The 21325-nt window shown below is 67.8% G+C and carries 18 protein-coding genes; 9 read left to right on the forward strand and 9 right to left on the reverse strand.

Annotated features, from left to right (window positions below):
• Positions 1-50 precede the first annotated feature (50 nt).
• Positions 51-2759, forward strand: a complete 2709-nt coding sequence (gene ppc, locus BAY15_RS04200; RefSeq protein ID WP_068849278.1) for a phosphoenolpyruvate carboxylase — start codon at positions 51-53, stop codon at positions 2757-2759.
• A gap of 161 nt (positions 2760-2920) precedes the next feature.
• On the opposite strand, the gene BAY15_RS04205 is transcribed toward ppc, so the two are convergent.
• Both BAY15_RS04205 and metK read right to left on the reverse strand, forming a co-directional pair.
• On the reverse strand, positions 2921-3424 hold the full coding sequence (locus tag BAY15_RS04205) for an acyl-CoA thioesterase (RefSeq protein WP_068849281.1): 504 nt from the start codon (positions 3422-3424) through the stop codon (positions 2921-2923).
• Positions 3425-3495: 71 nt separating this feature from the next.
• Entirely contained in the window at positions 3496-4707 is a 1212-nt protein-coding gene (gene metK, locus BAY15_RS04210; RefSeq protein ID WP_068849283.1) for a methionine adenosyltransferase, read from the reverse strand.
• A gap of 257 nt (positions 4708-4964) precedes the next feature.
• Here metK and BAY15_RS04215 point away from each other — a divergent pair, with 257 nt between their 5' ends.
• Complete coding sequence (locus tag BAY15_RS04215; protein WP_068849285.1) at positions 4965-6008, forward strand: metal-dependent hydrolase; 1044 nt, start codon at positions 4965-4967, stop codon at positions 6006-6008.
• 101 nt (positions 6009-6109) lie between these two features.
• On the opposite strand, the gene BAY15_RS04220 is transcribed toward BAY15_RS04215, so the two are convergent.
• From BAY15_RS04220 to BAY15_RS04235, 4 genes are all read right to left on the reverse strand, one after another.
• Positions 6110-6934 carry a methyltransferase domain-containing protein gene (locus tag BAY15_RS04220; RefSeq protein WP_068849287.1) on the reverse strand — a complete coding sequence of 275 codons (825 nt, stop codon included), beginning with the start codon at positions 6932-6934 and terminating at the stop codon, positions 6110-6112.
• Positions 6935-6953: 19 nt separating this feature from the next.
• Positions 6954-7946: a tRNA dihydrouridine synthase DusB gene (gene dusB, locus BAY15_RS04225; protein ID WP_068854546.1), complete on the reverse strand. Its 993-nt coding sequence runs from the start codon at positions 7944-7946 to the stop codon at positions 6954-6956.
• A 423-nt stretch (positions 7947-8369) separates the two neighbouring features.
• Positions 8370-9326 (reverse strand): ribokinase, encoded by a 957-nt coding sequence (locus BAY15_RS04230; RefSeq protein ID WP_068849289.1) that lies wholly within the window; start codon positions 9324-9326, stop codon positions 8370-8372.
• Positions 9327-9351: 25 nt separating this feature from the next.
• On the reverse strand, positions 9352-10650 hold the full coding sequence (locus BAY15_RS04235) for a NupC/NupG family nucleoside CNT transporter (RefSeq protein WP_068849291.1): 1299 nt from the start codon (positions 10648-10650) through the stop codon (positions 9352-9354).
• Positions 10651-10853: 203 nt separating this feature from the next.
• Between BAY15_RS04235 and BAY15_RS04240 the strand changes: the two genes are divergently transcribed.
• From BAY15_RS04240 to BAY15_RS04260, 5 genes are all read left to right on the forward strand, one after another.
• Entirely contained in the window at positions 10854-11828 is a 975-nt protein-coding gene (locus tag BAY15_RS04240) for a potassium channel beta subunit family protein (protein WP_068849293.1), read from the forward strand.
• A gap of 206 nt (positions 11829-12034) precedes the next feature.
• Positions 12035-12232, forward strand: coding sequence for a hemin uptake protein HemP (gene hemP / locus BAY15_RS04245; RefSeq protein WP_068849295.1), 198 nt, complete (start codon positions 12035-12037; stop codon positions 12230-12232).
• 160 nt (positions 12233-12392) lie between these two features.
• Positions 12393-14594: a TonB-dependent hemoglobin/transferrin/lactoferrin family receptor gene (locus BAY15_RS04250; RefSeq protein ID WP_428999278.1), complete on the forward strand. Its 2202-nt coding sequence runs from the start codon at positions 12393-12395 to the stop codon at positions 14592-14594.
• A 5-nt stretch (positions 14595-14599) separates the two neighbouring features.
• Entirely contained in the window at positions 14600-15169 is a 570-nt protein-coding gene (locus tag BAY15_RS04255) for a Hemin transport protein (protein ID WP_068849297.1), read from the forward strand.
• A gap of 13 nt (positions 15170-15182) precedes the next feature.
• Entirely contained in the window at positions 15183-16106 is a 924-nt protein-coding gene (locus BAY15_RS04260) for a DUF6607 family protein (RefSeq protein ID WP_068849298.1), read from the forward strand.
• 11 nt (positions 16107-16117) lie between these two features.
• On the opposite strand, the gene BAY15_RS04265 is transcribed toward BAY15_RS04260, so the two are convergent.
• From BAY15_RS04265 to BAY15_RS04275, 3 genes are all read right to left on the reverse strand, one after another.
• On the reverse strand, positions 16118-16471 hold the full coding sequence (locus BAY15_RS04265; protein ID WP_068849300.1) for a DMT family protein: 354 nt from the start codon (positions 16469-16471) through the stop codon (positions 16118-16120).
• Between the two features lie 72 nt (positions 16472-16543).
• On the reverse strand, positions 16544-19027 hold the full coding sequence (locus BAY15_RS04270) for an ABC transporter permease (RefSeq protein WP_068849302.1): 2484 nt from the start codon (positions 19025-19027) through the stop codon (positions 16544-16546).
• Positions 19024-19623: an ABC transporter ATP-binding protein gene (locus BAY15_RS04275; RefSeq protein ID WP_068849304.1), complete on the reverse strand. Its 600-nt coding sequence runs from the start codon at positions 19621-19623 to the stop codon at positions 19024-19026. Before BAY15_RS04275 ends, BAY15_RS04270 begins: the two co-directional genes overlap by 4 nt.
• Positions 19624-19743: 120 nt before the next feature.
• Between BAY15_RS04275 and BAY15_RS04280 the strand changes: the two genes are divergently transcribed.
• Both BAY15_RS04280 and BAY15_RS04285 read left to right on the forward strand, forming a co-directional pair.
• Positions 19744-20409: an arylesterase gene (locus BAY15_RS04280; RefSeq protein ID WP_068849306.1), complete on the forward strand. Its 666-nt coding sequence runs from the start codon at positions 19744-19746 to the stop codon at positions 20407-20409.
• Between the two features lie 73 nt (positions 20410-20482).
• Entirely contained in the window at positions 20483-21196 is a 714-nt protein-coding gene (locus BAY15_RS04285) for a response regulator transcription factor (protein ID WP_019182442.1), read from the forward strand.
• Positions 21197-21325 lie beyond the last annotated feature (129 nt).

Below are 21325 nucleotides of genomic sequence, written 5' to 3' on the forward strand. Positions count from 1 at the left end.
ATCTGGGTTAGGCTTGATGCGATTCCGTTCCCGAGGCCAGTGCGTCGCAGATGAACGAGTACCGCAGCAGCATCGTCTTTGCCACCCCCGACATTCCCCTGCGTGACGACGTGCGCCGACTCGGCGCACTGGTCGGCGACCTGCTTGCCGAGCAGGTCTCCACGCAGTTCTTCGATGATGTGGAACAGGTGCGCACCCGCGCCATCGCGCGCCGTGAAAGCGAGGCGCCGCTGTCCGACCTCAACGATGCATTGACCGGGCTGCCGCCCGAACGCGCCGAAGCGATGGTGCGTGCGTTCAGCACCTACTTCCAGGTGGTCAACATCGCCGAGCGGGTGCACCGCATCCGCCGACGCCGCGATTACCAGCGCGCCGGTACCGCGCCGCAGCCCGATGGCCTGCAGGATGCACTCCAGCAGCTCAAGGCGCAGGGCGTCACCCTGGAGGAGCTGGCCAGCTGGCTGCCGCGCATCGACATCGAGCCGGTGTTCACCGCGCACCCGACCGAAGCGGTGCGCCGCGCACTGCTGGAAAAAGAACAGCTGATGGTGGCCAGCCTGGTCGACAACCTCGACGGCCAGCGCACCCCAGGCGAAGCCGCGGCCGATGCGGCGCGCTTCCGCATGGCACTCACCGCGTCCTGGCAGACCACCGATTCCTCACCGGTGCGTCCCACCGTGGACGACGAGCGCGAACACGTCGGCTTCTACCTGGTGCAAGTGCTGTACCGGGTAATCCCGGTGCTGTACGAATCGCTGCAGCAGGCATTGCTCGATACCTACGGCGACAGCGTGCCGCTGCCCCGGTTGCTGCGCTTCGGCACCTGGGTGGGCGGCGACATGGACGGCAACCCGAACGTGGATGCCGGCACCATCCGCAACACCCTCGATGCGCAGCGCCAGGCCGTGCTGGGCCGTTACCAGAAGGACCTGCTGCAGCTGGCCAGCCTGCTCAGCCAGTCCACCGAGCGGGTGGCGGTCAGTGACGCGCTGGAGGCTCGGGTGGCGCACTACCAGCAGCTGCTGCCGAAGGTGGTTTCGCGCCCGCGGCATGCCGACATGCCCTACCGCCTGCTCAACGACCGCATGCGCGCGCGGGTGCAGGCCACGCTGGAAGATACCGAGGGCGCTTACGCCTCGCCGCAGGAACTGGAGGAGGACATCACCCTCATCCTCGACAGCCTGCATGCCAACAAGGGCGACCACGCCGGTGGCTTCGCGGTGCGCCGGCTGTTGTGGCGGGTACGCACCTTCGGCTTCCATCTCGCGCGGCTGGACGTGCGCCAGGAGTCGAGCGTGCATGGGCGCGCGCTGGCCAGCGTACTGGACGGCCAGGACGCCTGGGACGCGGCCGATGCGATCGCGCGCGCGCAGCGGTTGTCGCCGTTCGCCAGCGGTGAGCAGGCACTACCCGCCAGCACCGAAGAGGGCGGTCAACGCCTTGATGCGGTGTTCGCCGCACTGGCCGATGCCCGCCGCCGCCACGGCGCCGATGCGTTGGGCAGCTACATCATTTCCATGGCGCATGACCGCAGCGATGTACTGGCCGTACTGGCGCTGGCGCGACGTGGCGGACTGGTGGACGACGCCGGTGCGGTGCCGCTGGATATCGCGCCGCTGTTCGAAACCGTGGACGACCTGCAGCGCGGCACGGATACGCTTCGCGACCTGCTGGCCGATCCGGTGTACCGCGCGCACCTGGCCGCGCGCGACGATGTGCAGATGGTGATGCTGGGCTATTCGGACAGCGGCAAGGACGGCGGCATCGCCGCCTCGCGCTGGGGCCTGCAGCGGGCCCAGGTGGAGCTGCTGGAGGTGGCCGCGGAGAGCGGTATCCGGCTGACCTTCTTCCATGGCCGTGGCGGCTCGATCAGCCGCGGCGGTGGCAAGACCACCGATGCGGTGGATGCATCACCGCGTGGCAGCATCGATGGCCGCCTGCGCGTGACCGAACAGGGCGAAGTGATCCACCGCAAGTACGGCATCCGCGCGCTGGCGCTGCGCTCGCTGGAACAGTCCACCGGTGCGGTGCTGCGCTCCAGCCTGCGCCCGCGTGCACCCGAACCGCGCGAGGCGCAGTGGCGCCCGGTGATGGACCTGGTCGCGCGGAAAAGCGCGGAGGCCTATCGGGCATTCGTCGGCCAGCCCGATTTCATGCAGTACTTCCGCCAGGCCACCCCGATCGACGTGATCGAGCGGATGACGCTGGGCTCCCGGCCCTCGCGGCGGCTCGGCCAGGACGCGGCGCTGACCAACCTGCGCGCGATTCCGTGGGTGTTCGCCTGGAGCCAGGCGCGTGCGGTGATTCCGGGCTGGTATGGCGTGGGCAGCGGACTGCAGGCGGCGATCGATGCCGGGCATGCGGATACGCTGCAGGAGATGGCGCGCGACTGGCCGTTCTTCAGCACCTTCCTGGACGATATCGCGATGGTGCTGTCCAAGGGCGACATCACCATCGCCGAGCAGTTCTCGCAGCTGGCCGGACCGCTGCACGACCGGTTCTTCCCGCAGATCCAGCACGAACTGGCGCTCACCGGCAGGCAGATCCTGGCCATCACCGGGCAGGACGAACTGCTGCAGCACGACCAGCGCCTGGCGCTGTCGATCCGCCTGCGCAATCCCTACATCGACCCGATCAGCGTGCTGCAGGTGGACCTGCTGCGGCGCTGGCGCGACAGCGGCGGCGAGGATGACGAAGTGCTGCGCGCGCTGGTGGCGTGCGTCAACGGCGTCTCCCAGGGCGTCCAGAACACCGGGTAACGCACGTATCGACCAACGGTATGCCCACCCGTTGGGCGGGCACCCTTCGGGCCGTCGCAAGCGACGTTAGGAACGGCTCGCCGTTCCTTGCGATACCTACCAGGATCGCGCAGTGGTCAGATACGCGACCGCCGGTAGGTCACGACCGTTGGTCGTGACGCTTACTCGGGCGACGGCGGATTGGACGCCAGCAACTCACGCTGGCGCTGCTCCATCTCCGCGCGCAGCTGCCGGCGCAGCAGCGCGGCAGCCTGGCGGCGGCGCTGGTCGCTCGTTTCCAGCTGCAACGGCGGTACCGGGGTCGGCTTGCCGTCGTCATCGACGGCCACCATGGTGAAGAAGCAGCTGTTGGCGTGGCGCACGCTGCGCTTGAGGATATCCTCGGCCACCACTTTCACCCCGACTTCCATCGACGAAGTGCCGGTGTAATTCACCGAGGCCAGGAAGGTGACCAGTTCGCCCACCGCGATCGGTTCGCGGAACGTCACCTGGTCCACCGACAGGGTGACCACGTAGCGACCGGCATAGCGGCTGGCGCAGGCATAGGCGACCTGGTCGAGCAGGCGCAGGATCGCCCCGCCGTGGACCTTGCCGGAGAAGTTGGCCATTTCCGGCGACATCAGCACGGTCATGGTCAGCTGGTGGGATTTGATATCGGTAGGCATGCAGGGATTGTAACGACGACGGCCCGCATTCGCGGGCCGTCGGTTCCACATGCTGCGCGGGCGGGGGGCCCTTATTTCAGCTTCGCATCGGCGCGCAGGGCGGCGGCGCGGTCGGTCTTCTCCCAGGAGAAGGCCGTTGCGTTCACCGTTTCACCGGCAGCGTTGAGGTAGCTGAAGTCCTTCGGCTTGCGGCCGAAGTGACCGTAGGCCGCCGTCTGCTGGTACATCGGGTGGATCAGGTCCAGCATCTTGATGATGCCGTACGGGCGCAGGTCGAAATGCTTGCGGATCAGCTTTTCGATCTTGTCATCGCTGATCTTGCCGGTGCCGAAGGTGGTGACCGAAATCGAGGTCGGCTCGGCCACGCCGATGGCGTAGGAGACCTGCACTTCGCAACGGTCGGCCAGGCCGGCGGCCACGACGTTCTTGGCCACGTAACGGGCCGCGTAAGCCGCCGAACGATCGACCTTGGACGGATCCTTGCCCGAGAACGCGCCACCACCGTGACGGGCCCAGCCGCCGTAGGTGTCGACGATGATCTTGCGGCCGGTCAGGCCGCAGTCGCCCACCGGGCCGCCGATCTCGAACTTGCCGGTCGGGTTGATGTGGAACTTGGTGCCCTTGTGCAGCCACTTGGCCGGCAGCACCGGCTTGATGATTTCTTCGCGGACGGCCTCGATGAGGTCCTTCTGCTTGATGCCCGGGGCATGCTGGGTCGACAGCACGACGGCGTCGATGGCGGACACTTCGCCGTTTTCATAGCGCAGGGTGACCTGGCTCTTGGCGTCCGGGCGCAGCCACGACAGCGGCGAGTTCTTCTTTTTGCGGATCTTGGCCTGCTGCTCGACCAGGCGGTGCGACAGGTGGATCGCGGCCGGCATGTAGCTGTCGGTTTCGTTGGTCGCATAGCCGAACATCAGGCCCTGGTCGCCAGCGCCCATTTCTTCGGGCTTCTTGCGGTCCACGCCCTGGGCGATGTGCGGCGACTGCTTGCCGATCAGGTTCAGCACGCCACAGGTGGCGCCGTCGAAGCCGACGTCGGAGCTGTCGTAGCCGATGTCCAGGATCACCTTGCGGGTCACCGCTTCCAGGTCGATCCAGGCGGAGGTGGTGATTTCACCGGCCACGATCGCCACGCCGGTCTTGACCATGGTTTCGCAGGCCACGCGGGCGCGCTGGTCCTGGGCAAGGATCGCGTCCAGCACCGCATCGGAGATCTGGTCGGCAATCTTGTCCGGATGGCCTTCGGAGACCGATTCGGAGGTGAACAGGTAGCTGGACATCAGGCGTAATATCCTTTGATTCGGATGGAAAGATGGGCGCGAATGATACACGGCAAGTCGCGCCATTGCATTGTGGCCCAGCGGGGGTTGCCCGTGGTTAAGCCGGCGTGCCCACCGTGAAAGGCCGCCGCAGCGCGATTGACCCCCAGCCTCGGGGCCCAGTGTTCCACCAGCGTGACAACGCCGCCCAGCCCGCGCGCCATGCCCCTGCGCCCGGCTGCACCCGTAAACCCGCCGCCGTCCCGTACCATCGCCGGATGGATTCCCTAAGCCAGATAGTCTTGGGCGGCGCCGTAGCCGCCGCCATCGCCCCTGCCGGCCACCGCCGCGCCGCGCTGCTTGCCGGCGCCGCACTGGGCACCCTGCCGGACCTGGATGCCCTGCTGCTGGCCTTCACCGCCACCGACCCGGTGGCGCTGATGACCGAGCACCGCAGCTACAGCCACTCGCTGCTGGTGCTGCCGTGGGTGGCGCTGTTGATCTGGTGGGGTTTCAAGCGCTTTGGCCACGGCCGGGTGGCGCAGGCACCCGCGCGCTGGTTCTGGGCGATCCTGCTGGCGCTGATCACCCATCCCCTCCTCGATGCGTTCACGGTGTACGGCACCCAGCTGTGGTGGCCGTTCACCCCGCCGCCGACGATGTGGTCCAGCGTCTTCATCATCGACCCGCTGTACACGGTGTGGTTGCTGCTGGGCTGCGCGGTGGCATGGTTTGCGCGCAGCCGCCCCTTGGCGCAGAAGGCGCTGCTGGCGGGGCTGGTGCTGAGCACCGGGTACCTGGGCTGGTCGCTGCTGGCCAAGCACCAGGTCGACCGCGAAGCCGACCGTGCGCTGGCGGCGATGGGGCTGGGCGATGCACCCCGGTTCTCGGTCGCCACGCCGTTCAACACGCTGCTGTGGCAGGTGGTGGCGATGACGCCCAGCGGCTATGTGATCGGCGAGCGTTCGCTGGCGGCCGACAGGGGCTCGATGACGTTCCGCGGCTTCCCCTCGAACGTGCAGGCGCTGCGCCAGGCCGCGCACATTCCCGCCGTTGCCCGATTGAACTGGTTCAACCGGGGCTTCATGCGCGCGCAGGTGGTCGATGGCCAGCTGCAGCTGAGTGATCTGCGCATGGGGCTGGAACCGGATTACACCTTCACCTTCGCGGTGGCGCGTGCGGAGGGCGAGCGTTGGGTGGCGATCCCACCCGGGCAGCTGCGCCCGGCGTACGACGGCGAGCAGGGCCGGGCCCGCGCCAAGCGCCGCCTCGGGGCGATGTGGCAACGCATCTGGCACGCCCCGCAGACGCAGGGCCGGTAAGCCAACGGGTAGAGCCGACTGTTAGTCGGCTGCGCGTAGCGCGCCGGCGAGCAGCCGACTGACAGTCGGCTCTACCACCGTCAGCAGCACCCGCCATTCTTTCAGTAAACCGTCGCGCGGGCCTGCACGAACGAGAAGAAGAACACGGCGTTGGGGTCGTTCTGCACCAGGCTGAACTCGCGGCGCATGCCGTCCACGGTTTCCTGGTCGACCAGGCCGGCTTCCAGCAGCGGGTCGGCGGCCGACAGCAGCAGCTGTTCCCAGAAGGCGATCATGGTCTTGCGCCGGGCCGGTTCCCGGTTGTCCAGGTGGATGGTCTTGATCTCGGTGTGGACGTCGCGGAAGCCGCCGGCCAGCAGCAGGTTGCCGAGCTTGGCGCCGACGAACGGGTCGCCGCCATGGTCGTACTGGAAGTCGTTGAAGGCCATCCAGTAGCGCCAGATGTGCGGCGAGTACGGGTCGAGCAGGAACGAGGCGTTCATCACTTCGGTGACGTAGACGGGCGAGCCAGGCACCAGCACGCGGCGCACTTCGTTGAGCACGCGGGCCGGCGAGGGCACGTGTTCGAGCACCCAGCACAGGAAGGCCGAATCGAATTCGCGCGCGCCGAACGGCAGGTTGCCGGCGTCGGCCTGCAGCAGGGTGTAGCGCTCGCTGCACCATGGGGTTTTCTCGAGGTTCTGGCGGGCGGTGGCCAGCTGGGTTTCGCTGAGGTCCACGCCGGTGACGTGCAGTTCGGGGAAGCGGCGCAGCAGGATTTCGGTCTGCGCGCCAACGCCGCTGCCGACTTCAAGCAGGCGCTGGGCGCCGCTGTAGTCGATGTTGTTGAAGATGGACGATTCCAGCAGGCGGGCCTGGGTGACCAGGCGATGCTGTTCGGTGCTGGAAAAGCCGTGCAGGTAGGTGGGGGCGGCAATCGGGGTCATGGCGGTCACTTGGGGTGGATCAGGCCGCGGAGGACAGCGGTTCGCCGGCGGCCAGTGCGGTGAAGTAGTCGGTGGTCAAGGCGATCTGGCCTGCAGCGTCTTCGGCGCGGTTGACGACGGCGCGGAAGGCGGCATTCTCGGGGCGGTCCTTGGCGTACCAGCCAAGGTGCTTGCGGGCGATGCGCACACCCTGGGGTTCGCCGTAGAAGTCGTGCAGGGCATGCAGGTGGCCGAGCAGGATGTCGCGCACTTCGTGCAGGCTGGGCGGCGGTAGCAGGGTGCCGGTGGCGAGGTAGTGGGCGATTTCGCGGAAAATCCAGGGGCGGCCCTGTGCGGCGCGGCCGATCATGACGGCGTCGACGCCGGTCTGGGCGAGCACGTGGGCGGCTTTCTGCGGGGAGTCGATGTCGCCGTTGGCGATCACGGGGATGCGCAGGGCGGCCTTGATGGCGGCGATGGTCTCGTACTCGGCGCTGCCCGTGTAATGCTGGTCGCGGGTGCGGCCATGCACGGCAAGCGCGGCAATGCCGCTGTCTTCGGCGATGTGGGCGATGCGCGGGCCGTTGCGGTGGTCGCAGTCCCAGCCGGTGCGGATCTTGAGGGTGACGGGGACATCGACGGCGCCGACGACGGCGCTGAGGATGCGGGCGACGAGGTCTTCGTCGCGCATCAGGGCGGAGCCGGCCCAGGCGTTGCACACCTTCTTGGCGGGGCAGCCCATGTTGATGTCGATGATCTGGGCGCCGTGGTCGACGTTGTAGCGGGCGGCGTCAGCGAGCTGCTGGGGTTCGGTGCCGGCGATCTGGACGCTGATGGGGTCGGGTTCGCCAGCATGGTCCATGCGGTGAATGGATTTGCGGGTGGTCCAGAAGCGCGGATCGGAGATGGTCATTTCCGAGGCAGCCAGACCCGCGCCCAGGCGCTTGCACAGCAGCCGGAACGGTTTGTCGGTGACGCCGGCCATGGGGGCGAGCACCACGTTGGGCTGGATGTTGTAGGGACCAATCTGCATGCGGGCATTGTAGTGCCGGCTCATGGCCGGCAACCAAGCAGACCCCTGTGATCCGGCCCCACATTCAGGCCGATCCGGAAGGCCCTGATGCCGTACGGGCATGAGCAGATGCTTGACGGTTGCTTCCCGCGCCCCCATGGCTGCGGGATCGTTGGGGGTTACCTGTGGCAATAAGCAAGATCAACGGCGTCGGCTCTGCCGGGTCCCACGGCTTGGCAGGTCGGTGTGGGTTTGCGGGGGACGCCGTGAACCCATCCTTGGGGGCTTGGTCGCGGCATCCATGCCGCTCACACCCCCGCAAACCCACCCCGACCTGCCTTTGAGACATTGTCGGTGACGGTACGAACGTCAAATGCAGAGGCAAAAAAAAACCGGCGCCTTGGCGCCGGTTTTTGGTAGAGCACGACCGTTGGTCGTGCCGTCTTACACGTCCGCCGGCGTGTAATGCGGCATGGCTACGGCGGCGCCTTCCTTTTCGGTGGAGCGGCCGGCGAACTGGTTGGCGAAGCGGACATGGCGGGCGAAGGCGGCGTCCGGGTCCTGGGCCAGGGAGGCGACCAGGGCGCCGTTGAAGGCGTCGCCGGCGCCGGTGGTATCGAGCACCTGGACCTGTTCGGCGCCTACACGGTAGTAGGGCTGGGTGTCGCCGCGCAGGTTCTCTTCGGCGTGCGAGACGAATACGCCGACGGCGCCGAGGGTGACCACGACGGTACCGTTGCCGACCAGCTTGCGGCACAGGGCGTGCAGGCTGGCGCCGTCGAGGGCGGCAACGTCGTCGGCGTCGACGCGTTCGCCGACATGGCGGCCGAGCAGGGCGGCGAATTCGGTTTCGTTGGGGGTCAGCACGTCGGCAAGCTTGAGCAGGCCGATGCTGGAGGGCGCGTCGGCCGGGGCGGCGTTCAGGACGGTGGTGGCACCGGCTTCGCGGGCGATGGCCAGGGCCGCTTCGATGGTTTCGACCGGGGATTCGAGCTGGGCCAGCACGACCTTGGCCCCGGCCAGCAGCGCGCGCTGCTGGTCGATGTAGGCGGTGCTGAGCGCGGCGTTGGCGCCGGGGCCGATCACGATGGTGTTGCGGCCGCGGCTGTCGACGTAGATGCCGCCGGTGCCGGTGGGCTCGGTGCTGGCTTCGGCGCTCAGGGCGAAGCCGTCCTGTTCGGCCAGGCCACGGGCCATGGCGCCGCCGGCGTCATCGCCGAGGGCGCACAGGAACGTGGTCGGGGCGCCGGCACGGCGGGCGGCCACGGCCTGGTTGAAACCCTTGCCGCCGGGGCCGGTGCTGTAGCGGCCGGCGATGGTCGCACCCGGGGCCGGGAGCGATTCGCAACGCCACACATGATCCACGTTGAAGGAACCGACAACGACGACACTGCTACTCATAAAGACTGTTTCTCGGGAACGGATATCAGCTGAAATGCGTCAGCACGCCGGCGATGGTCGCCGTCATGAAGGTGGCAATGGTACCGCCCAGCACGGCCCGCAGGCCGAACTTGGCCAAGTCGTGGCGGCGTTCCGGTGCCAGCCCACCAATACCACCGATCTGGATGGCGATCGAGCTGAAATTGGCGAAACCGCACAGGGCGTAGGTGGCGATCAGGCGGCCTTCAGCCGACAGCGACACGCCGGGGACCTGGCCGTTGACGATTTCGGAGAGCTTGGAATAGGCGACAAACTCGTTGATGACCACTTTCTGGCCGATCAGCGAGCCGACGGTGGTGGCATCGGCCCACGGGGTGCCGATCACCCAGGCGATCGGGGCCAGCAGGTAGCCGAAGATGGTCGACAGGTCGGTCGGGCGGCCGATCATGGCCTGCAGGCCGGTGATTTCGCCGAACCAGGTCAGCGGGGCGTTGAGCAGGGCGATCAGGGCGATGAAGGCAAGCAGCATGGCGCCGATGTTCAGGGCCAGCTTGAGGCCGTCGCCAGCGCCTGCGGCGGCGGCGTCGATGATGTTGCTGGAGGTCTTCTCCACTTCCATCTTGACGGTGCCACGGGTCAGCGGGGTGCCGGTTTCGGGCACCAGCAGCTTGGCCACCACCAGGGTGGCCGGGGCGGCCATGATGCTGGCGGCCAGCAGGTGCTTGGCGTAGAAGGCCTGCTGCACCGGGTCGTTGCCGCCCAGCATGCCGACGTAGGCGGCCAGCACGCCGCCGGCGATGTGCGCCATGCCGCCGATCATCATGGTGATCAGCTCGGACTGGGTCATCTTGGCGATGTACGGGCGCACGGTCAGCGGCGCTTCGGTCTGGCCGATGAACACGCTGGCGCAGACGCTGGTGGTTTCGGCGCCGGACACGCGCATCACCTTGGTGATCGCCCAGGCCATGCCGCGCACGATCAGCTGCATCACGTTGAGGTGGTACATGACCCCCATCAGCGCCGAGAAGAAGATGATCGTCGGCAGCACCTGGAAGGCGAAGATGAAGCCGAACTGGTTGGTGTCCATCAGGCTGCCGAAGATGAAGCGCGAGCCTTCGTTGACGAAGCTGAGCACCTTGACGAAGCCGTCGCCGAGCAGGGAGAACGCTTCGCGCCCACCGGGCATCAGCAGCACCACCGCGGCGAAGGCGATCTGCAGGGTGATACCGGTGATCACCAGCCGCCAGTCGACGGAACGCTTGTTGTTCGAGAACAGCCAGGCGATGCCGATCAGCACTGCCAACCCGAACAGGCCGAAGCCAATCCTGCCCAAACCTTCGACCATCAGACTTCCCCTAGGGCGCCGCGAAAAACGGGAAGCCTAGAGCAGCGGCAGGGGCGGGGCAAGGAAAAGCAGCGTGCGGGGGCCGATCGGCCGCGATCGGGCAAGTATCCACAGGGGTTCGGGCCCGCCGGGCGATACACTGATGCGACTCATTCCGGCCGCGCCCCGGTGTCCTGGCGCAGCCATCCAGCAGGAGAAAACGCATGCACTACCGCCGCCTGGGCTCGTCCGGGCTGAAGCTGTCGGCCTTGTCCTTCGGGGCCTGGGTCACCTTCGGCGACCAGATCAGCCGTGACGAGGCCCGCAACCTGGTTGCCTGTGCCTGGGACCACGGGATCAACTTCTTCGACAACGCCGAGGGCTATGCGCGCGGCCGCGCCGAGCAGGTGATGGGCGATGTGATCGCCGACCTGCGCCTGCCCCGCGATGGGGTGTGCGTGTCCAGCAAGGTGTTCTTCGGCGCGGTGGACGAGCCCCGGCCGACCCAGCACGGCCTCTCGCGCAAGCACGTGACCGATGCCTGCCACGCCGCGCTCAAGCGCCTTCGAGTGGACTACCTGGACCTGTATTACTGCCACCGGCCGGATCCGGACACCCCGATCGCCGAGACCGTGCTGGCCATGGACACGCTGATCCGGCAGGGCAAGGTGCTGTACTGGGGTACGTCGGAGTGGTCGGCCGCGCAGATCCAGGAAGCGGTGGACGTGGCGCGCCGCCACCACCTGCACCTGCCGACGATGGAGCAGCCGCAGTACAACCTGCTGCACCGCGAACGGGTCGAGCGCGAGTACGCGCCGCTGTACGCCGACCCGGGGCTGGGCACCACGATCTTCTCGCCGCTGGCCTCGGGGCTGCTGAGCGGCAAGTACAACAGCGGGTTCGATCCGGATTCGCGGCTGGGCCAGGCCCAGATGGGCTGGCTCCGCGAGCTGGTGCTGGGCGATTCGGCCGAGGCCCGGCTGGAAAAGGTGCGCGCCTACAGCGCGCTGGCTGCCGAGCTGGGCCAGTCGCCGGCGCAGCTGGCCATCGCCTGGTGCCTGCGCAACCCGAACGTCTCCAGCGTGATCCTCGGCGCCAGCCGGGTGAGCCAGCTGGAGCAGAACCTGGGCGCCCTCGAGGTGCTGGAACAGGTGGCCGAAGCGGACTGGAGCAGGGTGGAGGCGCTCTTCGCGCCCTGACCTGACGGCCGGTAGAGCCCCGCCCTGCGTGGCTCCGAGGTGCCTGATGCCCACGTACAGCCGGGCAGGGAGGGGCCCTGCCGATAGGCAGCATCAATCGATTTCCAAAAATCGATCATTAATTTCATCAATCAACATGAGAATGGTTGTTGATTGTGAACTGAGAATCATTATCATCTAACTCGTCCCTCGCACGAGTCCAGACAATGAACACTCAAGCCGCTGTACTGCTGCGCCCCGAAACGCTGACCCTGCGCGACCGCCCGGTCCGCGCCGTTCCGGCCGAAGAAGTGATCGACAGCGAGGCCCTGCTCAAGGGTCGCCGCGAAATCCTGATCCAGCACGGCGACCGCTTCTATCGTCTGCGCCACACCAGCAACGACAAGCTCATTTTGACCAAGTAGCGCCGGCCGCTGGCCGGCTCCAGGCGGTCCCTGTCACCGCGCGGGTCCGCGCGAACTCCCCTGCACTGCTCTCTCCCCCTCGGCACGTCGCCTGCGACCGCTTGGTCCCTGGCGTCTGTCGGGGGTCTCTTTCCGCGTCCAGCCGACCCTGCCCACCCACATGACCCGTCCTACCGCCCTGAGCCTTGCCTTGTGGCTGGCGCTGCCCATGGCCGCCGCCCACGCTGCTGCCCCTGCCACCCCCGATGCCGGTGCCGACGCGCGCGACTTCGACCGCGTGCAGGTCACCGCTACCCGCACCGAACGTGCGCTCAGCGACGTCGCCGCCACCGTTGATGTGATCGACCGCGAGCAGCTGGATGACCACCTTGTGCGCAGCATCAAGGACCTGGTCCGCTACGAGCCGGGCATCTCGGTGACCAGCAGCCCGGCCCGCTTCGGCCTGGGCGGGTTCCGCATCCGCGGGCTGGATGGCAACCGCGTACTGATCCAGACCGACGGCATCGCCATGCCCAAGGCCTTCAGCATCGGCAGCTTCTCCGACGCCAACCGCAACTTCACCGACCTGGAAACGCTCAAGCGGGTCGAGATCGTGCGCGGCCCGGCCAGCGCGCTGTACGGCTCCGATGCACTGGGCGGGGTGGTGGCCTTCGTCACCAAGGACCCGGCCGATTACCTGAAGGACGGCAAGAACAGCTACGTCGGCCTGAAATTCGGCTATGACGGCGAATGGAACGGCCTGCTGGGCAGCGTCACCACCGCCTTTGGCGGCGACCATTGGAGCGGCATGGTGAACGTCAACCATCGCCAGGGCCAGGAAACCGAAAGCATGGGCGATGTGCGCAGCAGCGACCGCACCCGCACCGCCGCCAACCCGCAGGACCGCGATGGCCGCAGCGTGCTCGGCAAGCTGGTCTATGCGCCGAGCGAAGACCAGCGCTTCCGGCTGACGGTGGAAGGCAACGAAGACAGCGTGGACACCGACGTGCTGTCGGCCATCGACCACACCACCACCACCGGCATGCAGGCGCGCGACCACCAGACCCGCGCGCGGGTGTCGTTTGCGCACGAGATGGACAACCTGGCCGCCGGCTTCGCCGACAGCCTGTCCTGGCAGCTGTACCGGCAGGACAGCGAAACCACTCAGCGCACCGATGAGCAGCGCGCCAACCGCAGCACGCGCCACCGTGAATTCAACTTCGACCAGCGCGTGTACGGCCTGCAGGCGGTCTTCCACAAGGCGTTGCAGACCGGCACGGTCGAGCACGCGCTGACCTATGGCTTCGATGGTGCCTGGACCGAAACGCGGCAGAAGCGCGACGGCTACCAGGTCCTGGCCAACGGCCAGACCAGCACCACGATCCTGCCCGATGCGTTCCCCGTGCGCGATTTCCCCATCAGCAGAACCACCGAGCTCGGCCTGTACGTGCAGGACGAAATGCGCTTTGCCGATGGCCGCTTCTCGCTGGTGCCGGGCGTGCGCGTGGACCACTACGAACTGCGCCCGGACGTGGACCCGATCTTCGCCGCCGACAACCCGGGCATGCCGGTATCGGACCTGACCAAGACCAGCGTGTCGCCGAAGCTGGGCATGGTGTGGCGCTTCGCCGATGACTGGTCGCTGTTCGCCGGCTACTCGCACGGTTTCCGTTCGCCGCCGTACAACGACGTCAATCTGGGCTTCACCAACGTGATGTTCGGTTACACCGCCATTCCCAACCCCGACCTCAAGCCTGAAACCAGTGATGGCCTGGAACTGGGTCTGCGCTATGTCAGCAAGGCCGCGTACGTCAGCCTGAGCGGCTACTACAACGACTACAAGGACTTCATCGAGTCGCAGCGCCAGGTCGGCATCAACCCGCAGGGGCTGATCGTGTTCCAGTCGCAGAACATCGCCGACGCGGAAATCTTCGGGACTGAACTGAAGGCGGGGGTCGAGTTCGGCGAACTCAGCACCGCGCTGGCCGGCTGGTCGTTGAACGGCGCGGTGGCGTGGTCGCGCGGGCAGGACAAGACCGAAGACGTGCCGCTGGAGTCGATCGATCCGCTGCGCGGCACGCTCGGCGTCGCCTTCGACCGAGATGCGTGGGGCGTGGAGCTGCTGGGCACGTTCGCCAGGCGCAAGGACCGCATGGCCAGCGCCACCGCGTTCCGCCCGGCCGGCTATGGGGTGCTGGACCTGGTGGCGCACTGGGACTTCGCCCCCGGCGCCAAGGTCAACGTAGGCGTGTTCAACCTCGGCGACCGCACCTACATCGATTACTCCGCGATCACCTCCGCGCTGGCCTCCAGCAGCACGGTGATCGACCGTTACACCAACCCTGGCCGGAACGTCTCGGCCAGCCTTGCCGTGAGCTGGTAGCCATCATGAGCCGAGCCCTTTCCGCACTGCGAACCTCAGACCGGTACCTGCGCCCTGGCCAGCTGCCATCCCCGGAACAGCTGGCGGCACTGGGCACGGTGCTGTGTCTGTACCGCCCCGAAAGCAGCGAGCTGGGCGGCTGGAAACATGCCGTTTCGGCCCATGCCTGCCAGGGCATGGACAGCGAAGGCATCCGCGAAAGCCTGTGCTTCTCCGATGCGCGCGGACGCTGTTGCTGGCGGCTGTACCTGCTGCCCGACAGCGATTTCCTGGCCTGGGACCGCCTGGTATCGGCGTTCCCGGCGCGCCCGGAGCCGGCCAATGAGGGCGGCGTGGCCGAGCGCCTGTGGCGCCGGCTGGCCACGCGCCTCGGCGGCGAGCCCTGGCGCATGTGCGCGCTGCGCCTGCACGCGCGCAACGGCCAGGCACTGGCCGCCAGCGTGGCCTCGCTTTCGGTGCTGGGCGCTACCGCCGCGCGGCGCATCGCGCGGGTCGAGGGCGCCGACGGCGAGCTGTGGGTCGATGCGTCCAACGTCGTACCGCTTGTCCAACTTTCTTCCACCCGACCTTCCTGAGGGACCTTCGTCGATGACATTCCAGACAGCCAGCGCGTGGCTGCTGCTTGCCGCCAGCGGCATCGCCCACGCCCAGCCCTCCGACCTGCAGCGCGACCACGCCAGCATCCTGGCCATGAAGGGCGAGTACATCGTCGATTTCGCCTTCGATGAAACCGTGCTGCTCAAGCCCGGTTATGAGCGCGCGCCGGCCGTGCGCAGCGGCGGCAACGAAGTGGTGATCGTGGTCGAGGACAGCCCGAAGCGGATCGTGCTCCAGCACCTGCTGGTGGACGGCAAGAGCGGCCACGTGACCAAGCATTGGCGGCAGGACTGGGTGTACGAGGCGCCGAACCGGTTCGAGTTCAGCGCCGACCAGACCTGGCAGGTGCGTGCGATCGATCCGGCGGTGAACGCCGGCGCGTGGACCCAGTGCGTGTATGAAGTCAGCGATGCCCCGCGCTACTGCGGCACCGGCCGGTGGGACTACCGCAACGGCGTGGCCACCTGGACCAGCGACCTCAGCTGGCGGCCACTGCCGCGCCGCGAATACACCCGCCGCAGCGATTACAACGCGCTGGCGGTGATCAACCGGCACACGCTCACCCCCAACGGCTGGACCCACGAACAGTTCAACACCAAGATCCTGCGCGGCGCCGACGGCAGCCAGCAGGAGATCGCGCGTGAGTTCGGCTTCAACGACTACAACCGCACCACCGAGGTCGATTTCAAGCCGGCCTACGACTACTGGGCCGCAACGGCGGACTACTGGGCCAAGGTGCGCGCCCGCTGGGACGGCTTCCTCGGCCAGGCGCCGGGCGTACACCTCAAGACCAAGCCGGATGGCATGGCGATGATCATTCCGCTGTTCACCCAGGCGCAGGACCTGCAGGACGGCAAGCAGGTCAAGGACGCGCAGATCGACGCGGTGTTCAGGCAGTGGGTGGAAACCAAATGACGGCTGCGCCGTCATTCCTTGAACATCAGGAACGCGGCCACCACGATCAATCCGAACGCGGCGTAATGGTTCCACTTCAACGGCTGGTCCAGGTAGAACGCGGAGAACACCGCGAACACCACCAGCGTGATCACTTCCTGCATGCCCTTCAGCTGAGGGGCCGAGTACACCGCGCTGCCCAGCCGGTTGCCGGGCACCTGCAGGCAGTACTCGAAGAAGGCGATGCCCCAGCTGACCAGGATCACCATCATCAGTGGGGCGCTCTTGTACTTGAGGTGGCCGTACCAGGCGAAGGTCATGAAGATGTTGCTGCCCAGCAGCAGCAACACGGGGTACAGGTAAGCGGTGAACGACGTGCCGGGCATCGCGGGCATTCTCAGGGGGCAGGGGCGGGCAGCATACCTAGCGCCGACCCCTGCCGGTGTCATCAATCGCGTTCATGCCTCGCGAAGGGCCAGCGCCGGCGGGGTGTGCAGGATCCGTCGGGTGCCCCACCAGCCGGCCAGCATGCTCAGCGCCACGCCCAGTGCCCCTCCGGCCAGCAGCGGGCCCCACGGCGGGCTGAGCTGCAGTTCGAATACCTGGCGGGCCACGACGCTGCCCAGCAGTGCCGCCGTGCCCACCGCCAGCAGCGAAGACAGCAGACCCAGCGCGCCGAATTCCACCAGCACCGCGCCGCGCAGCTGGGTGCGGGTGGCGCCCAGCGTGCGCAGCACCGCGCTGTCGTAACGGCGTTCACCGGCGGTGGCCTGCAACGCGGCCAGCAATACCAGCACTCCGGCCAGCAGGCTGAAGCCCATCACCAGCTGCACGGCCTGGCTGACCCGGTCCACCACCTCGCGCACCCGCTGCAGGATGCTGTCGATATCCAGCAGTGAGATGTTCGGGTACTGGCGGGTCAGCCCGGCCAGGGCCGGGGCCTGTTCGCGCGGCAGGTGGAAGGCGGTGATCAGGTTGTACGGCGCGTCGCCCACCGCCCCTTCATTGAGCAGCAGGAAGAAATTGACCCGGAACGAGTCCCAGTCGGCCTTGCGGATGCTGGTCACGGTGAAGCGCCGTTCCTGCTCGCCCATCTGCAGGGTAACCGTGTCGCCCAGCTTCATCCCGTAGCGTTCGGCCCAGCCCTGTTCGATCGAAGCTTCGGCAGCGGTGCTCCCTGCGGCCCAATACCGGCCGCTCAACAGGGTATTGGCCGGCGGGAAATCATGCCGCCAGGAGAAGTTGACCGGGCGGTTGGCATCGTCATCGTCGTTGTTGTTGTCCTCGCGTTCCTGACGCTGCGGTGGCCTGTCGTTGACGGCCAGCAGCCGGCCGGTGCTGAACGGCTCGATCCCGGGCGAATCCACGCCCAGGCCGTCCAGCGCGGCCAGCACCGCCTGGCGCTGTTCGGGCTGGATGTTCATCAGGAAATAGTTCGGGGTATCGCTGGGCAGGCGGTCGCGCCACTGCGCCAACAACCCCGGGCCGATCACCGACAGCAGCAACAGGGCGCACAGCGACAGCGAGAGTCCCACCAGCTGCATCACCGCCAGCCCGCGGCGGCGGGTCAGGGCGGCGAGACCCAGCTTCCAGCGCCCGCGCAGGCGCGGCTGCAGCCCGCGCAGCAGCCACAGCAGGGTGGCCCCGGCCGCACCTGCCAGCAACGCCAGCGCGGCCAGCCCGCCCAGCACCCAGGCGGCCAGCCGCACATCGCCGGTGGCCTGCACGGTGAGCGCCACGGTGGCCGCCAGCGCGGCGGCATACACCAGCAGGGAACTGGGCGGCAGGGTAGCAAAGCTGCGGTTGAGTACGCGCATCGGCGGCACCTTGCGCAGCCGCAACAGCGGCGGCAGGCCGAAACCCAGCAGCAGCACCAGCCCGATCCCCGCCCCGCTCAGCGCCGGCGCGGCCTGCGGCAACGGCAGCCGGCCCGGAATCAGCCCGCCCAGCGCCTGCACCAGCCCGGCCTGCGCGGCCATGCCCAGCCCGATCCCGACCAGGCAGGCCGGGATGGCCAGCAGCACCAGCTGCAGCGCCATGGCGGTGAGGATGTCGCGATTGCGCGCGCCCAGGCAGCGCAGCACCGCCACCTGGTCGATCCGGCGCAGCGCGAAGCGGTTGGCGGCCAGCGCGGTGGCCACGCCCGCCAGCAGCACCGCCAGCAGCGCAGCCAGCGACAGGAAGCGGCCGGCCAGGTCGAATGCGCCGCGCACGCCACGCTGGGCATCGGCAATGCCGACGATGCGCAGGCCCTTGGCGCGCGGCTGCAGCCAGCCGCGGAAATCGGCAATGGCGGCCGTGTCGCCGGCGAACATCATCCGGTACGACGCGCGGCTGCCCGGGCCGAGGAGGCCGGCACGGTCCACGTCGATGCGGTTGACCAGCAGCGGCGGCGACAGCTGCATCAGCTCGCCGGAGGTATCCGGTTCGGCCTGCAGCACGCGGGTCACGGTGAGCGTGCCGGCGCCGAATTCGAGGGCGTCGCCCACCTTCAGCCCCAGCGCCTGCATCAGGCGCGGGTCGGCATAGGCCTCGCCTGCCGCCGGGGTGCCGGCCACTTCGCCGGCGCCGCCCGGGGCGCGGCTGACCCGCAGTTCGCCGCGCAGCGGATAACCGTCGCTGACCGCCTTGATGTTGGCCATCTGGCTTTCATCGCCATGGAACAGCACGCTGGGGAAGCTGACCATGCGCGTGCTGGCCAGCCCACGCGCGCGCGCCTCGTCGGCGAAGGCCTGTGGCACGTCCTCGCGGCCGCCCAGCCCGAGGTCGCCACCGAGCATTTCCGCCGCGCTGCTGGTCAGCGCCAACGTCACCCGGTTGACCAGCGTGCCCACCGCCGTCATCACCGCCACGCCCAGCACCAGCGCGGCGAACACGGTCAGCAGGTCGCCGGCGAGGAATTCCCGGCGCAGCGCACGCCCGGCATGGCGCAGCACGTTCATGCGGTGATTCCGCCGGCATCGACCAGGCGGCCGCCGTCGAGCCGGTAGATGCGCTCGCAGCGCTGGGCCAGGCGCAGGTCATGGGTCACCAGCACCAGCGTGGTATCGCTGGTGGCGTTGAGCGCGAACAGCAGGTCGCTGATCTGCTGCCCGGTGGCCTGGTCCAGGCTGCCGGTGGGCTCATCGGCAAACAGGATGCGCGGCCGTGCCACGAACGCACGCGCCAGCGCCACGCGCTGCTGCTCGCCGCCGGACAGTTGGCGCGGGTAATGGCGGGCGCGGTGGGTCAGCCCGACCTGCGCCAGCACCTCGCGCACCCGCGCCGCATCCTCGCGCCCGGCCAGTTCCAGCGGCAACGCGATGTTTTCTTCAGCGGTCAGCGCCGGCAGCAGGTGGAAGCTCTGGAACACGAAGCCGACCTCGCGCGCGCGCAGCTGCGCGCGGGCTTCCTCATCCAGCGCGCCGAGCGTGGCCCCGGCCAGGGCGATGTCGCCGCGGCTGGGCAGGTCGAGTCCGGCCAGCAGCCCGAGCAGGGTGGTCTTGCCCGATCCAGACGCGCCGACGATGGCGACGCTCTCGCCTTCATGGACGGTCATGTCAATGTTGTCCAGTATGTGGACTTCACCCTCCGGGCCACGTGCGGACTTGCCCACGTTGTGGGCGGCGATGGCGACGGGCGCGCTGCGGGGGGACAGGCTGTCGATGAGGATTCTCCAATGTACCGAGCAAAATGGGCGGGCCGGGCGGCCCAGGTGTTCTTGCTGCTGGCAGGGTTGCTGCTGCTGCCTGCGCTGGCATGTGCCAAAGGTGCCAACACCCGGCACGCGGTGCTGGTGGTCGGCGACAGCCTCAGTGCCGCCCACAATATCCCGGCCGCATCGGGCTGGGTGAACCTGCTTCAGCAGCGGGTTAGCCAGCAGATCACGCCGCCGCCGACGGTCATCAATGCCAGCATCAGCGGCGAAACCACGGCCGGCGCACTGACCCGGCTGCCGGCCCTGCTGGAGAAGCATCGGCCGTCGGTGGTGGTGATCGAACTGGGCGGCAATGACGCGCTGCGCGGGCTGAGCCCGGCGCAGCTGCGCGGCAACCTGGAAAAGATGATCGTGGCCAGCCAGAAGGCCGGCGCCAAGGTGCTGCTGCTGGGCATCGATGTACCACCCAACTACGGCCCGGCCTATCGCGACCGCCTGCGCCAGGTGTATGCGGGCCTGGCCAGCCAGTACAAGGTGGCGCTGCTGCCGTTCCTGCTGGAGGGTGTGGCCCTGCAGCCCGGGCTGATGCAGGGCGACGGGCTGCACCCCACCGCCAAGGCCCAGCCGAAGGTGCTGGACAACGTCTGGCCGCTGCTCAAACCCCTGTTGAATGAGCCGCCGAACTGATCCGTGAGCGGCTTCACATCGCCTCCACCGACGATCCGGCATGTTTCACAAAGCTGAAGAAAGAGGGACTCCCATGCGTCAGACAAAGGAAACCTCCGGCCTGGTGCTGGTGGTCGAAGACAACCGCAATATCTCCGAGATGATCGGGGAATACCTGGAAGGCCGCGGGTTCGAAGTGGACTACGCCCAGGACGGGCTGGACGGTTATCGTCTGGCGGCTGAAAACAGTTACGACGTGGTGGTGCTGGACCTGATGCTGCCGCGTCTGGACGGCATCGAAGTCTGCCGCCGGCTGCGCAACGATGCGCGCAAGTCGACGCCGGTGCTGATGTTGACCGCGCGCGATACGCTCGACGACAAGCTCACCGGCCTGGGCTTCGGCGCCGACGATTACCTGACCAAGCCGTTTGCGATCCAGGAGCTGGAAGCCCGCCTGCGCGCGCTGATCCGGCGCGAACGCCGCCAGGTGGGATCGGAAGTGCTCAAGGTCGCCGACCTGGTGCTGGACCCGGTCAGCATGCGCGCCACGCGTGCGGGCACCGAGCTGCAGCTGTCGCCCATCGGCCTGCGCCTGCTCACCATCCTGATGCGCGAATCGCCGCGCGTGGTGACCCGCCAGGAAATCGAGCGCGAGATCTGGGGCAACGGGCTGCCGGATTCGGACACGCTGCGCAGCCATCTGTACAACCTGCGCAAGATCATCGACAAGCCGTTCGACCGTCCGCTGCTGCACACCGTGCAGAGCGCCGGCTACCGTATTGCCGATATCGCCCAGCCGATGAGCTGATGCGCCACAGCGCAGGGCGCACGATGGTGGGGGCTTGCGGCCCCGATGTACACGATGCCCCGGCACTTGCCGGGGCATCGCCGTTGCTTGCACGATGGAATAACGGCGCGCTTTCCTATAATCGCGGCG

The organism is Stenotrophomonas rhizophila (genome assembly GCF_001704155.1).
Lineage (GTDB): Bacteria > Pseudomonadota > Gammaproteobacteria > Xanthomonadales > Xanthomonadaceae > Stenotrophomonas > Stenotrophomonas rhizophila_A.

Excerpts from the sequence above, each read along its gene's own strand:
- BAY15_RS04270 (WP_068849302.1), bottom strand. The coding sequence starts at position 19,027 with ATGAACGTGCTGCGCCATGCCGGGCGTGCGCTGCGCCGGGAATTCCTC.
- dusB (WP_068854546.1), bottom strand. The coding sequence starts at position 7,946 with ATGCAGATTGGTCCCTACAACATCCAGCCCAACGTGGTGCTCGCCCCC.
- BAY15_RS04250 (WP_428999278.1), top strand. The coding sequence starts at position 12,393 with ATGACCCGTCCTACCGCCCTGAGCCTTGCCTTGTGGCTGGCGCTGCCC.
- BAY15_RS04205 (WP_068849281.1), bottom strand. The coding sequence starts at position 3,424 with ATGCCTACCGATATCAAATCCCACCAGCTGACCATGACCGTGCTGATG.
- BAY15_RS04220 (WP_068849287.1), bottom strand. The coding sequence starts at position 6,934 with ATGACCCCGATTGCCGCCCCCACCTACCTGCACGGCTTTTCCAGCACC.
- BAY15_RS04265 (WP_068849300.1), bottom strand. The coding sequence starts at position 16,471 with ATGCCCGGCACGTCGTTCACCGCTTACCTGTACCCCGTGTTGCTGCTG.
- BAY15_RS04280 (WP_068849306.1), top strand. The coding sequence starts at position 19,744 with ATGTACCGAGCAAAATGGGCGGGCCGGGCGGCCCAGGTGTTCTTGCTG.
- BAY15_RS04235 (WP_068849291.1), bottom strand. The coding sequence starts at position 10,650 with ATGGTCGAAGGTTTGGGCAGGATTGGCTTCGGCCTGTTCGGGTTGGCA.
- ppc (WP_068849278.1), top strand. The coding sequence starts at position 51 with ATGAACGAGTACCGCAGCAGCATCGTCTTTGCCACCCCCGACATTCCC.
- metK (WP_068849283.1), bottom strand. The coding sequence starts at position 4,707 with ATGTCCAGCTACCTGTTCACCTCCGAATCGGTCTCCGAAGGCCATCCG.
- BAY15_RS04275 (WP_068849304.1), bottom strand. The coding sequence starts at position 19,623 with ATGACCGTCCATGAAGGCGAGAGCGTCGCCATCGTCGGCGCGTCTGGA.
- BAY15_RS04230 (WP_068849289.1), bottom strand. The coding sequence starts at position 9,326 with ATGAGTAGCAGTGTCGTCGTTGTCGGTTCCTTCAACGTGGATCATGTG.
- BAY15_RS04255 (WP_068849297.1), top strand. The coding sequence starts at position 14,600 with ATGAGCCGAGCCCTTTCCGCACTGCGAACCTCAGACCGGTACCTGCGC.
- BAY15_RS04285 (WP_019182442.1), top strand. The coding sequence starts at position 20,483 with ATGCGTCAGACAAAGGAAACCTCCGGCCTGGTGCTGGTGGTCGAAGAC.
- BAY15_RS04215 (WP_068849285.1), top strand. The coding sequence starts at position 4,965 with ATGGATTCCCTAAGCCAGATAGTCTTGGGCGGCGCCGTAGCCGCCGCC.
- BAY15_RS04240 (WP_068849293.1), top strand. The coding sequence starts at position 10,854 with ATGCACTACCGCCGCCTGGGCTCGTCCGGGCTGAAGCTGTCGGCCTTG.
- BAY15_RS04260 (WP_068849298.1), top strand. The coding sequence starts at position 15,183 with ATGACATTCCAGACAGCCAGCGCGTGGCTGCTGCTTGCCGCCAGCGGC.
- hemP (WP_068849295.1), top strand. The coding sequence starts at position 12,035 with ATGAACACTCAAGCCGCTGTACTGCTGCGCCCCGAAACGCTGACCCTG.